General features: G+C 42.3%; 17 protein-coding genes. 16 read left to right on the forward strand and 1 reads right to left on the reverse strand.

The window, feature by feature from the left end:
* The first annotated feature begins 79 nt into the window (after positions 1-79).
* From F0227_RS11455 to F0227_RS11505, 11 genes are all read left to right on the forward strand, one after another.
* Entirely contained in the window at positions 80-967 is an 888-nt protein-coding gene (locus F0227_RS11455; RefSeq protein WP_171753341.1) for a metal ABC transporter substrate-binding protein, read from the forward strand.
* Positions 964-1,845, forward strand: a complete 882-nt coding sequence (locus tag F0227_RS11460; protein ID WP_171753342.1) for a metal ABC transporter ATP-binding protein — start codon at positions 964-966, stop codon at positions 1,843-1,845. Before F0227_RS11455 ends, F0227_RS11460 begins: the two co-directional genes overlap by 4 nt.
* Before the next feature lie 5 nt (positions 1,846-1,850).
* Positions 1,851-2,723: a metal ABC transporter permease gene (locus F0227_RS11465; RefSeq protein ID WP_171753343.1), complete on the forward strand. Its 873-nt coding sequence runs from the start codon at positions 1,851-1,853 to the stop codon at positions 2,721-2,723.
* Complete coding sequence (locus tag F0227_RS11470; RefSeq protein ID WP_171753344.1) at positions 2,723-3,568, forward strand: metal ABC transporter permease; 846 nt, start codon at positions 2,723-2,725, stop codon at positions 3,566-3,568. Before F0227_RS11465 ends, F0227_RS11470 begins: the two co-directional genes overlap by 1 nt.
* A gap of 70 nt (positions 3,569-3,638) precedes the next feature.
* The gene (locus tag F0227_RS11475) at positions 3,639-3,986 is read left to right on the forward strand and encodes a ribosome recycling factor family protein (RefSeq protein ID WP_171753345.1); all 348 of its coding nucleotides are present in this window, start codon (positions 3,639-3,641) and stop codon (positions 3,984-3,986) included.
* Between the two features lie 66 nt (positions 3,987-4,052).
* Positions 4,053-4,406: a tRNA-binding protein gene (locus F0227_RS11480; RefSeq protein ID WP_171753346.1), complete on the forward strand. Its 354-nt coding sequence runs from the start codon at positions 4,053-4,055 to the stop codon at positions 4,404-4,406.
* Positions 4,407-4,678: 272 nt separating this feature from the next.
* Positions 4,679-5,500 carry a phosphate ABC transporter substrate-binding protein gene (locus tag F0227_RS11485; RefSeq protein ID WP_171753347.1) on the forward strand — a complete coding sequence of 274 codons (822 nt, stop codon included), beginning with the start codon at positions 4,679-4,681 and terminating at the stop codon, positions 5,498-5,500.
* Between the two features lie 85 nt (positions 5,501-5,585).
* Entirely contained in the window at positions 5,586-6,506 is a 921-nt protein-coding gene (gene pstC / locus F0227_RS11490; protein ID WP_171753348.1) for a phosphate ABC transporter permease subunit PstC, read from the forward strand.
* 1 nt (position 6,507) lies between these two features.
* On the forward strand, positions 6,508-7,371 hold the full coding sequence (pstA, locus tag F0227_RS11495) for a phosphate ABC transporter permease PstA (RefSeq protein WP_171753349.1): 864 nt from the start codon (positions 6,508-6,510) through the stop codon (positions 7,369-7,371).
* Between the two features lie 41 nt (positions 7,372-7,412).
* Positions 7,413-8,162 carry a phosphate ABC transporter ATP-binding protein PstB gene (pstB, locus tag F0227_RS11500; RefSeq protein ID WP_216613398.1) on the forward strand — a complete coding sequence of 250 codons (750 nt, stop codon included), beginning with the start codon at positions 7,413-7,415 and terminating at the stop codon, positions 8,160-8,162.
* A 261-nt stretch (positions 8,163-8,423) separates the two neighbouring features.
* Positions 8,424-8,627, forward strand: coding sequence for a hypothetical protein (locus F0227_RS11505; RefSeq protein ID WP_171753350.1), 204 nt, complete (start codon positions 8,424-8,426; stop codon positions 8,625-8,627).
* A 67-nt stretch (positions 8,628-8,694) separates the two neighbouring features.
* On the opposite strand, the gene ulaR is transcribed toward F0227_RS11505, so the two are convergent.
* Positions 8,695-9,471, reverse strand: coding sequence for an HTH-type transcriptional regulator UlaR (gene ulaR / locus F0227_RS11510; protein ID WP_171753351.1), 777 nt, complete (start codon positions 9,469-9,471; stop codon positions 8,695-8,697).
* 215 nt (positions 9,472-9,686) lie between these two features.
* On the opposite strand from ulaR, the gene F0227_RS11515 reads away from it, so the two are divergent.
* The 5 genes from F0227_RS11515 (at position 9,687) to tal (ending at position 14,422) form a co-directional block, all read left to right on the forward strand.
* Positions 9,687-10,523, forward strand: coding sequence for an HAD family hydrolase (locus F0227_RS11515; protein WP_171753352.1), 837 nt, complete (start codon positions 9,687-9,689; stop codon positions 10,521-10,523).
* Between the two features lie 16 nt (positions 10,524-10,539).
* The gene (locus tag F0227_RS11520; RefSeq protein ID WP_171753353.1) at positions 10,540-11,253 is read left to right on the forward strand and encodes a pentose-5-phosphate 3-epimerase; all 714 of its coding nucleotides are present in this window, start codon (positions 10,540-10,542) and stop codon (positions 11,251-11,253) included.
* 292 nt (positions 11,254-11,545) lie between these two features.
* On the forward strand, positions 11,546-12,703 hold the full coding sequence (locus F0227_RS11525; RefSeq protein ID WP_171753354.1) for an iron-containing alcohol dehydrogenase: 1,158 nt from the start codon (positions 11,546-11,548) through the stop codon (positions 12,701-12,703).
* Positions 12,704-12,728: 25 nt separating this feature from the next.
* Positions 12,729-13,472, forward strand: a complete 744-nt coding sequence (locus tag F0227_RS11530; RefSeq protein WP_171753355.1) for an HAD family phosphatase — start codon at positions 12,729-12,731, stop codon at positions 13,470-13,472.
* Positions 13,469-14,422 carry a transaldolase gene (tal, locus tag F0227_RS11535; protein WP_171753356.1) on the forward strand — a complete coding sequence of 318 codons (954 nt, stop codon included), beginning with the start codon at positions 13,469-13,471 and terminating at the stop codon, positions 14,420-14,422. The genes F0227_RS11530 and tal overlap by 4 nt, the downstream gene beginning before the upstream one ends.
* Positions 14,423-14,424: the final 2 nt, after the last annotated feature.

Below are 14,424 nucleotides of genomic sequence, written 5' to 3' on the forward strand. Positions count from 1 at the left end.
CAATATTTACAGAAACTACTTGCAAATGATAATTATTATCATCTAGTATTAAGAGGTAAATAACTACTAGCGAACCAATATGAACACTCTATCTCGATTTATCCACGGGTTCATTTTACTGATTGCATTGGTCTCATATTCAGCGAATGCAAAAATTAAGGTGGTGACTACTTTTACCATTATTCAGGATATTGCCCAAAATGTCGCGGGTGATGCAGCTGATGTTGTCTCAATCACGAAAGCTGGTGCAGAGATTCATGATTATCAACCGACACCCAAAGACATTGTTAAAGCTCAATCTGCCGATCTGATTTTGTGGAATGGTATGAATTTGGAGCGATGGTTTAAGAAGTTTTTCCAAAATATGTCACATATTCCCTCTGTTACTGTCACTGAGGGCATCTCGCCGTTATCTATCTACTCTGGCCCTTACCAAGGTAAACCGAATCCACATGCATGGATGTCGGCAGACAATGGGTTAATTTATGTGGAAAACATCAGAAAGGCGCTGGTTGATATCGATCCGAATAATGCTGATACATACAACCGGAATGCGCGGGATTATTCAGCCCGAATCTCTCAGTTATCTCTGCTCGTTAAACAAGGTTTTTCGTCATTACCAGACGAAAAAAGATGGCTGGTCACTAGTGAAGGTGCATTTAGCTACTTAGCCCGGGATTTTGGTCTGTCAGAAGCTTATCTATGGCCGATTAATGCCGAACAGCAGGGCTCGCCGAAACAAGTAAAAAAACTGATTGATAAGATCAATACTCATGCTATGCCGGTAATTTTTAGTGAAAGTACCATTTCGGACCGTGCCGCCAAGCAGGTTGCGAAAGAAACCGGTATTACCTATGGCGGAGTACTATTTGTTGATTCGTTATCAGACAGCAATGGCCCTGTGCCGACTTATCTCGATATGCTGAAAGTGACGACGGATACCATCATGCGAGGGTTAGAACAGTGATTAATTCTCAAGTGAGTATTGAGGCAAAAGAGGTGAGTGTTGTGTATAACAATAGCTTCACCGCCATAGAGAACGTTGACTTTTCACTCTCGGCAGGAAGCATATGCGCGTTGGTGGGTATAAACGGTGGTGGCAAATCTACGCTTTTCAAAAGTATTATGGGGCAAGTGAAACTGAGTACTGGGGGAATACTTTTGTCCGGAATGCCGGTTCATCAGGCGTTGAAATCTAACCTAGTTGCTTATGTACCGCAAAGTGAAGATATCGATTGGGACTTTCCTATTTTGGTTAAAGACGTCGTTATGCAGGGACGTTATGGCTATATGGGCATATTAAAACGTCCAAGCCAGCAAGATAAAAACATGGTACAGCAGGCGATGGAAAAAATGGCGATTGCTCATCTGTCAGAGAGGCAGATAGGTGAACTCTCTGGTGGACAGAAAAAACGCGTCTTTCTCGCCAGAGCTCTGAGCCAGCAGAGTAAAATAATTTTATTGGATGAGCCTTTTACCGGGGTCGACTTTACTACGGAAGCGAGCATTATGGACTTGCTTCAATCCTTAAGAGATCAAGGCCATTTGATCTTAGTATCCACTCATAACTTAGGTCGGGTTCCAGACTACTGCGATGAGGTCATATTAATCAATAAAACGGTTATCGCCAGCGGCAGTATAGCGTCGACCTATACGCAAAAAAATTTGGAATCTACCTTTGGAGGAGAGTTAACTCAGGTAGGGATTTCAGGAAAAACGCTGCATAAAGATGATGATGATCGAACGGTTGTTATATTGTCGGATCATGATAAACCTGCGGTATTTTATGGTAAAGAAAAGCAACACGCTCAGTTAATTAAAGAACCTCAAGATCAACAGGGGTAAAGAGAATGGATTATCTGATTGAACCCTTTCATTATGAGTATATGCGCAATGCGATGTTTGTGAGTGCGCTTGTTGGAACGGTCTGTGCCTTGCTATCAAGTTATCTGGTGCTTAAAGGTTGGTCATTAATTGGTGATGCACTTTCTCATTCTGTTGTTCCCGGTGTCGCGGTGGCGTATAGCATAGGCTTACCACTTTCGGTGGGGGCTTTTTTTGCAGGCTTTCTGGCTGCGGGCAGCATGGCTATTATCAATAAGCTCTCTCATTTAAAAGAGGATGCCATTATAGGCTTGGTGTTTACTAGCTTTTTCGCGTTAGGCCTATTGATCATCTCTTTAAACCCCACATCAATCAATATTCAGTCGGTTATCTTTGGCAATGTTTTGATGATCAGCTCGAATGAGCTGTATCAAATTGTGGCTATATCCGTGGTGACCTTGTTAACGTTGAGTTTTATCTGGAAACCATTGCTGCTGGTGTTTTTTGATGAGAATCAGGCATCGGCAACGGGGCTGAACGTGAATGGCTATAAAGGAATTTTCTTTATTTTATTGAGTGCCAGTACTGTCGCTTCGCTGCAGGCCGTGGGAGCGCTGCTGGTGATTGCTATGGTCATTATTCCTGGAGCAACGGCCTATCTGTTAACGGATCGATTTGGCTATATGCTTTGGTATTCGGCGGTAATAGGATTTACTAGCAGCTTACTCGGTGTTTATTTAAGTTATTTTCTTGATAGTTCAACGGGTGGACTTATTGTGCTGAACCAAGTGATCTGCTTTAGCTTGGTATTTTTATTTGCCCCTAAATATGGCCTGATCAAAGCCAAGCAGTACCGCATAGCTCCTATTTTACAGCGGCAGAAAGGGAGTTATAGCTAATGAGTTATATTATCGAACCTCTTCAATACGCTTTTATGCAACATGCACTGTTGACGGGACTTGCCGTCAGTTTAGTCTGTGCGCTTTTATCGTGTTATCTGGTTTTAAAAGGCTGGTCTCTAATGGGAGATGCCATTTCACATGCAGTACTGCCTGGTGTGGTGTTGGCGCACGTATTTGCTGTTCCTCTGTTCATTGGTGCGTTTATCTCAGGTTTTGGTAGTGCCTTGTTGACTGGATATATAAAAAATCACAGCCGAATCAAAGAGGATACAGTTCTTGGTATTGTGTTTGCGGGTATGTTTGCCATCGGTTTGATCTTGTTTACGCACGTAGAGACGGATCAGCATTTAATGCATATTTTATTTGGCAACATTCTTGGTATTTCAGTGGAATTGATGTGGCAGACGACGGCTATATGCCTGCTTGTAGCGGCTGTGACGCTTTTTTTCTATAAAGATCTTCTGCTTTACTGTTTTGATAAAAGCCATGCACGAGTAGTGGGGTTAAACACTAACTTTTTACACTACTTATTGCTGATTCTTATTGCTTTAACCACAGTTGCAGCAATACAGGTGGTCGGTGTAGTTCTGGTTGTCGCGATGCTTGTGGGGCCTGGTGTTATTGCCTTGATGCTAAGTAATAAGTTTGAAGTTATGTTGCTGATAGCGTTAGCAGTATCATTGTTGTCTACCGTTTGTGGCGTGATCATCAGTTATCATATTGATGGTGCAACCAGTGCATGTATTGTGCTGTTTCAGTCGGGGCTATTTGTATTTGCGTTGATATATAATCATCTAAGTAAGCCTAACCTTAGAGCAGGACTGCTACAGAAAGCGAGCTGAGAGAAATCATCAGAGCTTTTTGTTATACTCAAGCAACCTGAACAGTAGACGTTTAATGCCAAATTTATAGATGATTTCGATTCAACTGAACAGTTTTGTAAGACGTGTCGACGACAAAGAACGAATACTAGCGTTGGCATTAAAGGAAGAGTGTCGCTTAAAACGAATTAGGCGCTCCAGACATTGGCAACTGTCAGGAACGGAGCTGCAACTGAATCACTTTAAAGCGGGATTAATTGATATCGCCGACTACTGGATTAAACAGGCAGTAGAAAAGGCGTTGCCCAAGAAACAGTTATCTCTGCAAGAGTGTTTACTTAACCAGCCAAATATAACGGTCAATCAGCTAGTGGCTGAAACAGAATGTACCGTAGCCGAAGCCCGACAAGCTATTGACCAATTTGAACAGTTAGATTAGAAGCGATGGGTATTAGCGCGCTGATTGTCTGAAATTGTCCGCACCGATTAAAAATAAGAGGATCATATGAAACCTGCAGCAATAAAAGATCTCATCACATTTGATGATTTTGCTAAGTTAGATATTAGAGTTGGAACCATTGTAAGTGTTACCGAAGTAGAGAAATCGGATAAGTTAATGAAGCTAATGGTCGATTTTGGTGATCATCAACGTTCGATTCTAGCGGGGATCAAACAAGAGAGAGAGAACCCTCAAGAGATAGAAGGTAAACAGGCTCTTTTTGTGGTAAATCTGCCAGAAAGAAAAATGGCAGGGGAGTTGTCTCAAGGGATGCTGTTTGACATTGGTTATGAAGATAAAGTGACGCCAGTTCTGGCTATGCCTGAAGCTGCTGTTCCTAATGGATCAAGAGCGGGCTAATGAGCCATTGCATTTTTATATAATGGAATCGATGTTACGGTCTCTGCCGTATTAGATGACATAAATGTGACAGTCACTTTTCATCCTTTCTCCAAACTTAAACAAAATAAGCCATTTTAAATCAATGGCTTATTTTGTTTTTGTCCGTTTTTAAGAAATAATTCCACTGTCATAGAGTATTCAATATTATGAAACACAACTGTCATAAATAAATTCTAAAGTTATCCCGTCTGGTAAACAAAGTCGGCAATGAAGCCATAAAGGATAATGAAATGAAAAAGACAGTAATCGGTACTATCGCACTGCTAGGAGCATTAGCGGTAAACCCTGTTTCAGCAAAAGAAACAATCTCAGCGGTAGGTTCTTCAAGTGTTACACCATTGATGGAAGTTTTTGCTGAAACTTACATGAAGCAAAACAGCAGTGTATTCATTGAAGTACAAGGCCCTGGTTCATCTGCTGGTGTTAAAGCTGCAAAAAATGGCTCTGCTGATTTAGGTATGTCATCTCGTAACCTAAAGTCTTCAGAGGAAGAACCAAGTCTCAAGAAAGAAGTGATTGCTCGTGATGGCATCGCTGTTGTTGTTAACCCGAAAAATAGCTTAAAAGCGCTTACTGCAGAGCAAGTAACTGCTATCTACAAAGGTGAAATCACGAACTGGAAAGACGTTGGTGGTGAAGATAAGCCAATCGTTGCGATTACTCGTGATACGGCTTCAGGTACACGTGGTGCATTTGAAGACATCATGAAGCTGAAAAAGAAAATTTCAGGTAAGAAAGTCTCTGCTATATCACCAAGAGCACAAGTTGCAAGTGGTAATGGTGCACTTAAAACCAATGTTGCATCAAACCCTTACGCTATTGGCTACATCTCTCTAGGTACTGTTGACTCATCTGTTACCGCTTTGTCCATTGATGGTACACCTGCAACGGTGGATAACGTGAAAAACGGTAGCTACAAAGTCGCTCGTCCTTTCCTTGTTCTTTTCAAAGAAGGTAAGCCTTCTGCGGAAACACAAAAATTCCTTGACTGGATGTTAAGCAAAGAAGCGCAAAAACTGGTTTCTAATAAAGGCTACATCTCAGTTGATTAAATTCAATCATCAATAAAATATTGCTCAGTTCGCCTATTTAGAACTGAGCTTTTTCAATACCACGATATTAAATTGTGAGATTGCTATGACCATCGCAACGAATAGTGAAAGTTCAGCTAACATGGAAAAGCCCAACGGCTTACGCACCCATAGGGGCGTAGACTGGCGAGAGCGTATTTTTCATGGATTATTTTTGTGCAGTGCTGTTATAGGGATATTGTCCCTATCAATCATTGCTTACTATATAGTGAAAGAGAGTATTCCTGCTTTTCAAGAAGCGGGAGTTTCTAACATCGTATTAGGTCGAGACTGGTTGCCACCAGCGCTTTACGGTGTATATACCATGATTGTGGCTTCTATTGTCTCCACATTTGGTGCTGTGCTGGTGGGGGTTCCCATCGGTGTATTAACGGCTATTTTTATTGCAGAGATCGCCCCGAAACGACTTGCAGATATCATTCGCCCTGCGGTTGAACTATTGGCGGGAATCCCTTCCGTTGTCTATGGTTTCTTCGGTTTAGTCATTATTGTTCCTCTAATTCAAAATATCTTTTCAGTGCCGGCAGGGAATACCATTCTGGCGGGAATTATTGTTTTAGGTGTGATGATTTTACCAACGGTCATTACCGTTTCAGAAACCTCGATACGTGCTGTTCCTCGTTCTTATAAAGAAGGCTCATTAGCACTCGGTGCCTCACAAATCTTCACCATATTTAAGTTGCTCGTTCCCGCTGCTCGCTCAGGTATTATGACTGGCGTGATTTTAGGCATTGGTCGTGCGCTAGGTGAGACGATGGCTATTATTATGGTCATGGGGAACGCTCCAGCTATGCCTGAAGGCATTTTGGATTCAGCTCGTACCTTAACCGCGAACATTGCTATTGAGATGTCATATGCCAGTGGAGTCCATGCAAATGCGCTTTACGCCACAGGGGTGGTCTTGCTGGTATTTATCATGATGTTAAATGCCGCGTTGTTATATTTAAACCGACAGAAGGCGAGATAATATGGACACAGTAAAGTTGAAACAAGCTCGCCAGTTTAAAGACTCGATATTAAAGGGACTTATCTGGTTGGCTGCTGGATTAACCGTGGGTTTCCTATTCTGGATAATTTGGTACATTTTATCGAACGGGCTGAAGTTCGTTGACTGGAATTTTATTACTGACAATTACACGGCTACAGGCAAAGAGAAGGGCATTTTCCCTATGATAGTGGCAACCATTTATATGGTCATCGCCTCTATCGCGGTTGCCGCGCCACTTGGAATTATGACGGCCATCTACCTCACTGAATATGCCAAAGTCGGCAGTCGCTTTGTTAAGGTGATTCGTTTTTGTACTGAGTCGCTGGCGGGCATACCTTCGATTATTTTTGGTTTGTTTGGTATGACCTTTTTTGTCGCCATTCTTGGCTTAGGTTTCTCGATATTATCGGGTGCATTGACATTAAGTATTTTGATCTTACCTGTCATCATAAGAACGACAGAAGAAGCGTTGATGGCTGTCCCACCCAGCTATCGTGAAGGGTCGTATGCGCTTGGGTCATCAAAAATATACACTATCTGGCGTTTAATCTTGCCAAGTGCAATGCCGGGAATTATTACCTCGATCATCTTAAGTATTGGTCGTGTTATTGGAGAGTCTGCGCCGGTCTTCCTAACTGCTGGTATGGTGGCTCGAGTGCCAGAATCATTGCTTGATTCAGGTCGAACTTTGACGGTTCATTTGTATAAATTGACCACAGAGTTGTTCACCATTGATGAGTGGAACCAAGCATATGGAACCGCCACCGTGCTTATTGTCGTGGTGTTATTGATCAATATGACCACAAAATTAATTGCTAGACGATTTAATACCGCAACGTATTAATGCTGATGTTGCACGATAACAAGAATGCAGAGATGAAGAATATGAACAAATTTAATATTGAAAACTTAGATCTTTTTTACGGTGACAATCAAGCATTAAAGTCGATTAACTTACCAATACCAACACGTCAGGTCACGGCGTTAATTGGCCCGTCGGGTTGTGGAAAATCGACATTGCTACGCTGTTTAAATCGTATGAATGATCTCATTGAAGGTGTAAAGATTAACGGCACCTTAGAGATGGATGGAACGGATGTCTATGGCAATATCGATGTTGCCGATCTGCGCATCAAAGTTGGTATGGTTTTTCAAAAACCGAATCCGTTTCCTATGAGTATTTACGAAAATGTGGCTTACGGTTTAAGAGCACAAGGCATAAAGGACAAAAAGCATATTGATTCAGTGGTAGAGAAATCACTCCGTGGAGCCGCGTTGTGGGACGAAGTCAAAGATCGTTTAAAATCACATGCCTTCGGACTATCTGGTGGACAACAGCAGCGACTGTGTATTGCTAGAACTATCGCAATGGAGCCAGACGTGATCTTAATGGATGAGCCTACATCGGCACTGGATCCTATCGCAACACACAAAATTGAAGAGTTAATGGAAGAGTTAAAGAAAGACTACACCATTGTGATAGTCACCCACTCAATGCAGCAAGCACGCCGTATATCTGATCGTACAGCATTCTTTCTCATGGGAGAGTTGGTCGAGCATAATGATACCCATCATATATTTACCAATCCTCAAGATGACAGAACGCAAGGCTATGTGAATGGTGACTTTGGTTAACTTCGTCACCTTAACGAGTTTACTGGCATCTAACTATAATAACTAGCGATGGTACTTTGCCCCTCTTCTTCGAGGGGCTTTTTTTGTTTAGTGAGACAGAAAAAGGTCACTTGAGTATATATTGTTTGAATCACACATTACTCTTGCGATTATGTTCGATCTCGTTAAAATAAACCGTACGGTATAAAACGGCGTTTTATTTAACTCAAATGGATGCCTTGTTAATGTTATTTGGTGTACTTTCATTTTTGGGATTGAATCATGAGAAATAAAGCCTGTCCTTTTTGCGGCTCTGAAAAATTGTCCTATGAATTACTAAAGCCGGTATGGGGAAATGAAGGAGAAGAGTTGCACATTGTTTGTGATGAATGTGCCAGTTCTGCGCCTGCTTATATTTGGAATTTGAGAAACGGTTCTCAAGCGGGATCAAAAAAGCAGCCTGTTCAGCTGCAATTTAGTGATTGAGGGATAGGTTTTAATCTACAGAAGCTTAGGGGTAAACCTTAACAGACTAAAAATAACGTCATAACTTCTACTGAGTAATAATGATCTTAACGCCTTTCTCTTTTAGAGCATTGAGCACATCTGGATCTGCGCTTGAGTCAGTAATTAATGTGTCCAACTGTTCAGTTGGTACCAATAACTTTCCTCCATGTTTACCTATTTTAGAGCCTTCTGCCACAGCCACCAGCCTATCGCCATACTGCAGTAGTTTTCGCTCTGCCATATACACTAAGAGATCCGATGTATGAACTCCGGCGTTGGATATACCTGTTCCTGTAAAAAAGACAAATCGACTTTTTAGATCATCAGCGGCTTCTTTATCTGGTGAAATGGTAATTTGTCGCTCACCGATGTATTGCCCTCCCAAAATAATAATATTTTGGTGCCCTTGCTGAATAAGCTGATAAGCCAAAGGCATGAAGTTAGTGATTACCTGAATATCCCTATTGGCAAGAAACTCACTCATGAGAAACGTGGTGTTACTGCCACTGACCACAATACTATCTTGCTCATCGCATAATCCTGCTGCTGCTTGAGCAATTCTTTTTTTAGCTGAGTAATTTTCAATATCAGTAATAAGCGGAATAAATGTCGTTGGAGTATGAGATTCAAACGTGCTCTTATCATCACTAGAACGCGCACCATTACGTAACTTTATTAACCGGCCTTCACCTGCAAGTTTAGTTATGTCTCTACGAGCAGTAGATAAAGAAATATTGAGCATATCTACATATTCAGAAGTAGATATAAATTGATTACTGCTTAAATAATCCAGTAGCGTTTCTTGGCGCTGTACTTCGTTCATCTATTAAACCTGACACCTATGAAAATTCTTGACCTATTTTGACCTCTTTTGACTTTTTTGGCAAATATATTTGTTTTTTGACTTATTATGAATCTTTTTGGCGATAAAAGTGTGATTAATGACACATTAAGTGTCATTCGTGGAGTGATTTGACTTTACATGACGCCTTGTGACCATTTAATATCAATAACAGGTCACTAAGAGGGCGGAATGAGATGGACTACCAAGCATTTGTATTTGACTTAGATGGAACACTGCTAAGCGATGACGATCAAATTAATGAAGTGAATACGATTGCTATTCGTTCTGCGATTGATGATGGCTACAAAATTGCTCTAGCCAGTGGCAGGCCTCACACTCTAATGCAGCCTTATGCAACATCATTAGGTATTACAGAGCCGCTTATATGTTGTAACGGTGCTTATGTCTATGACCCTATCAAAGAGCAAGTGATTGATTCTCACCCTATTGAGATTGATCTGTTGTGTCTTTTGTTGCAAGACCTTGATGCAAAGAAGGTAGGATTCACCATCTACTCTAGTCGCGGCGTTTTTTCCTACGCTGAATCAAACCACCTTAACTACTTGAGAGAGAAAGCCTCTGCAGTACAGGCTGATATTTCAATTGAAGTGATTGCAGATTTAACGGAATTGCTCACGCAAGTCGGTGATGTTTATAAAGTACTGGCATTTAGTGATGACAAAGCACAACTCTGCTCATTAAGAGATGGCTTACAGCAGCATCTTCAGGCAGATCTTTCTACACCAAATAAACTCGATATTACTTCAGTACAGGCATCTAAAGGTAGAGCTGTTGGGATTTGGCTACAGCAAATCGCCATACCGGCTACCCAAGTTGTTGCTTTTGGTGACGGTGACAACGACATATCTATGTTTGATGCTGTTGGAGAGCCAGTGGCGATGAAAAACGCCAGCCCGTCTCTTAAACGAAAAGCAAATCTTATTGTTACAGATAACAACGGTTGTGGCATTGGTCAGTATCTACGCTATATCACGCTAGAGAACACCAGAACGTATCAACCATCCTATTAATTATTAAGGAAATACCATGAAAAAAGTAAAAATTGCAGCGGGTCTAGCGCATGTTGATTATGGCCACATCGCTGATGTTGTGAAAGAAGTGTCAGATGCTGGTGCGGATTATATCCACTGTGATGCGGCAGATATGCATGACTTGAAAAACCTGCAATTGATGGGTGGTCACCAAATCGTTGAAGGCATTCGTCCATATACTAAGAAGCCGATTGAAGTACACGCATACTTTAAAGATTGTGATCGCCTATTCGTTGAGAAAATTGCAGCTGCGGGTGCGGATATGCTGATTCTTCCAGCTGAACACTTTATCGGTGCTCCTCTTGCTTACATGATGAAGTATTGCCGTGACTACAACATGAAATTTGGTCTAACCGTTGGTTGCTTTACGCCAGTTTCATTCATCAAAGAAGCGATCTACTACTTGGACAGACTGCATTTAGTTATCCACGGTGTAAATAATGATGAGTGGTTATGGCGTGAATCAGCGATCACTATGATTCGTGAAGCAAGAGAGTTGATCAATGAGCGCAACCCTGATTGTGAGTTGTGTGTTGACGGCGGCATTCGTAACTACAACCTTGAGCCACTGCTAAAAGAAGATATCGATGTAATGGTTGCATCAACCAATATCTTTGGCCATGAAGATGGCATTACTGCGGGTGTTCGTGATTTCCGTGCAGCACTGGACGAAGCAGAAGAGAAAGTAGCCGCTGAGCAAGGTGCTTAATTCTCTTATTAGGGTCTGTTGATCTTTCGCGACTATTTTTGCAACAAACGCTGCCCGAAGGGTTCATCTGAAAACGCCTTGAGCTGTGTTATGAGTCGTTTACATAGAATAACTATGCTGCTCTCCTCATGCCTTGCTCAAACCGCTTTCAGATTGAACAAAATTTGTTCTCGAAAGATCAACAGACCCTAGTTACTGACCTATAGGGTCATTGATTTGTACACAATCATCAACGCTAATTCTAACTGTTGTAACAACCAGCTGGATTAGCGTTAAAAAAACAGGAAAGAACATGACAGGATTTAATCATCATCAACCTACCATTTTGCATTTTGGTGCAGGAGAAATTAATAACATTGGCCAAGTTGTTGCTCAGTGGGGAAGCCGATGCCTTGTTGTCTCTGAACCTGTATTTTCGGCTGTAAAACCAGCTTATGATGGCATCTTTCACAACTTAACTCAGCAAGGGATAGAGATAACGCATTTTGATGGTGTTGTTCCTAACCCTCCTACAGAAGTCGTTGAAGCTGGGTGCAAGATGGCGAGAGAGGCACAGTGTGATGTGGTATTAGCTATCGGGGGAGGATCCTCGATAGATACTGCAAAAATCATTTCAGCCGCGACTAATCTCGACCAGATCGAGTGGTCATTTTGGTTTGAAAATTTTGATAAGCCATTTGGTGAGATTAAAACGTTACCAGCAGATGTTCTGCCTTTAATCGCCGTACCGACAACATCGGGAACAGGGTCGCAAGTCACTCATGCGGCAGTGATTACTGACACTGAACAGCACGCAAAGCTGACGTTATTTCACCCATCATTCTTTCCAAAACAAGCCATTATCGATCCTGAATTAATGCTAACACTGCCAGCCAGAATGACGGCTATGACCGGATTCGACGCATTTTCTCATGCCTTTGAGTCATTCGTGGGCAATAGACCGTCTCCATTTGTCGATAGCATGGCTCTGCAAGCGATGAAGCTTATCGTCGAGACACTGCCTGCTGTTGTTGAAAATGGTGCAGACATAGAAGGTCGCAACAAACTGGCAATGGCAGACACTTATGCTGGTATCTCACTAGCGAATGGTGGTGCCGGAGCACCGCATCCAATGGGTGAAATACTAGGCAGCGTTAAAACACAATTGCCTCACGGGCTTACTCTAGCGGTGGTCTACCCTGCGTATCTATCTGAGCAATGGCGTAAACAACCAGAGCGTTTCGCCAAAGTAGCGGAACTATTTGGTGCCACTGGCAGCGTTGAAGAGAAAGCAGAATCACTCTCCGGTTATGTTTCGCAATTCCTGCAATCATTTGGTTTAGAGACCAGCTTGAGTCAGGTTGGTGTGACAGAACAAGAACTTGATGCGCTTCTGCCTATTTTTGCTTTTGATCTTCCGACAACAAGTGGGATAGAGATGCAAGCAATGTTAAAAGCCAGTTTTGCCTAGTCAGATTCAATCATAGGATCAAGCCATGAAAAGCAGAGTGAACGTCGATTATCCAGAGATCAATGAGTCAGGTAGAGAGGGGCTTTTGAACACGGATATTCAAGGATTGATCTTTGATTTTGATGGCCTTGTAGTCGATACCGAAACTTGTATGTTTAGAGCCTGGGAAGCTCTGTTGTCACCATACAATATTGAGGTGTCGCCGCTTATGGTAGCTGGCCTGGTTGGAAATTCAGTGCCAGCTACCGATCTTTATGCATCGTATCGTCAAGCAACGGCGAGTGACATATCGGATCAAGACATTACCGCATTGCTTTTAGATAAAGCCTATCAACTTATTGCGCAATCAGAGGCGAGAGAAGGGGTTCGAGATTACCTTACTTTTGCCAAACAGCAAGGCTGGAAGATTGCATTAGCGACCAGCTCCGAAGAAGAGCACTACCTACCAATACTGGATCGCTTAGGGTTGTGTGGTTTTTTTGATTGCTTTGTAGGTGCGGATCAAATTGAGCTGCAAAGAAGAAAACCGCAACCTGATGTCTATATTGAAGCACTTAATCAGTTAGGAATCGATGCCGATCGCGCTCTAGCATTCGAAGATTCACCCGCGGGAATTACGGCAGCGAAGTCCGCGAAAATTACCACAGTAGCAGTCAGCAACTTCTTAACTCGCCATTTAGATCTTTCTGCGGCGGATAAAGTATTAGGCTCAATGGCTGAGCTAACGTTGACGGAACTAGTAACAGAATTTAACGAGAGAAAAAAATGAACAAACTGCAACAGCTTAAAGCATATACAACCGTCGTCGCTGATACCGGTGACATTGATGCTATTTCAGCTTTTACACCAGAAGATGCAACAACTAACCCTTCTTTGGTACTAAAAGCGGCAGAGATGCCTCAGTATGATCATCTTATTGAACAAGCAGTAGGATGGGCTAAAGAACAGAGTGACAAGCCAGAACAACAAGTTATCGATGCAGCAGACAAGTTGGCAGTAAACATTGGGTTAGAAATTTTAAAGCTAGTACCGGGTCGAATTTCAACAGAAGTGGACGCGCGTTTATCATTTGATAAAGAGCAAAGCCTTACCAAAGCACGTAAATTGATTGCTATGTACAACAAAGCTGGCATCAGCAATGACCGTATTCTGATTAAACTTGCGGCAACGTGGGAAGGGATTTGTGCAGCAAAAGAGTTAGAGAAAGAAGGCATTAACTGTAACTTAACTTTACTGTTTAATTTCGCTCAAGCAAAAGCGTGTGCAGAAGCCGGCGTGTTTTTAATTTCGCCATTTGTTGGACGAATTCTTGACTGGTACTGTGCAAATACAGAAAACAAATCTTACCCAGCGGATCAAGATCCTGGCGTGGTATCGGTAAGCGAAATCTACAATTATTACAAAGATCATGGTTACCAAACCGTGGTGATGGGTGCAAGCTTCCGTAACATTGATGAAGTACTAGCGTTAGCTGGTTGTGACCGTTTGACCATAGGTCCGGCACTACTAGACCAACTAGCTGAGTCCGAAGGTCAAGTGGATCTTAAGTTGGACGGCAAACGCGAGAACATTCTCGCAGCACCTGCGGCAATGACTGAGCCAGAATTCCGCTGGCAGATGAATCAAGACCCTATGGCAACAGAAAAACTGTCAGAAGGCATTCGTAACTTCGCTGTGGATCAGGGCAAGCTTGAAGCCATGATCGCTGATCGTCTGTAGGA

The sequence above is a fragment of the Vibrio sp. 99-8-1 genome (assembly GCF_013114595.1).
In the GTDB taxonomy this organism is placed as follows: Bacteria; Pseudomonadota; Gammaproteobacteria; order Enterobacterales; family Vibrionaceae; genus Vibrio.

Excerpts from the sequence above, each read along its gene's own strand:
- F0227_RS11455 (WP_171753341.1), top strand. The coding sequence starts at position 80 with ATGAACACTCTATCTCGATTTATCCACGGGTTCATTTTACTGATTGCA.
- F0227_RS11465 (WP_171753343.1), top strand. The coding sequence starts at position 1,851 with ATGGATTATCTGATTGAACCCTTTCATTATGAGTATATGCGCAATGCG.
- F0227_RS11470 (WP_171753344.1), top strand. The coding sequence starts at position 2,723 with ATGAGTTATATTATCGAACCTCTTCAATACGCTTTTATGCAACATGCA.
- F0227_RS11475 (WP_171753345.1), top strand. The coding sequence starts at position 3,639 with ATGATTTCGATTCAACTGAACAGTTTTGTAAGACGTGTCGACGACAAA.
- F0227_RS11480 (WP_171753346.1), top strand. The coding sequence starts at position 4,053 with ATGAAACCTGCAGCAATAAAAGATCTCATCACATTTGATGATTTTGCT.
- F0227_RS11485 (WP_171753347.1), top strand. The coding sequence starts at position 4,679 with ATGAAAAAGACAGTAATCGGTACTATCGCACTGCTAGGAGCATTAGCG.
- pstC (WP_171753348.1), top strand. The coding sequence starts at position 5,586 with ATGACCATCGCAACGAATAGTGAAAGTTCAGCTAACATGGAAAAGCCC.
- pstA (WP_171753349.1), top strand. The coding sequence starts at position 6,508 with ATGGACACAGTAAAGTTGAAACAAGCTCGCCAGTTTAAAGACTCGATA.
- pstB (WP_216613398.1), top strand. The coding sequence starts at position 7,413 with ATGAACAAATTTAATATTGAAAACTTAGATCTTTTTTACGGTGACAAT.
- F0227_RS11505 (WP_171753350.1), top strand. The coding sequence starts at position 8,424 with ATGAGAAATAAAGCCTGTCCTTTTTGCGGCTCTGAAAAATTGTCCTAT.
- ulaR (WP_171753351.1), bottom strand. The coding sequence starts at position 9,471 with ATGAACGAAGTACAGCGCCAAGAAACGCTACTGGATTATTTAAGCAGT.
- F0227_RS11515 (WP_171753352.1), top strand. The coding sequence starts at position 9,687 with ATGGACTACCAAGCATTTGTATTTGACTTAGATGGAACACTGCTAAGC.
- F0227_RS11520 (WP_171753353.1), top strand. The coding sequence starts at position 10,540 with ATGAAAAAAGTAAAAATTGCAGCGGGTCTAGCGCATGTTGATTATGGC.
- F0227_RS11525 (WP_171753354.1), top strand. The coding sequence starts at position 11,546 with ATGACAGGATTTAATCATCATCAACCTACCATTTTGCATTTTGGTGCA.
- F0227_RS11530 (WP_171753355.1), top strand. The coding sequence starts at position 12,729 with ATGAAAAGCAGAGTGAACGTCGATTATCCAGAGATCAATGAGTCAGGT.
- tal (WP_171753356.1), top strand. The coding sequence starts at position 13,469 with ATGAACAAACTGCAACAGCTTAAAGCATATACAACCGTCGTCGCTGAT.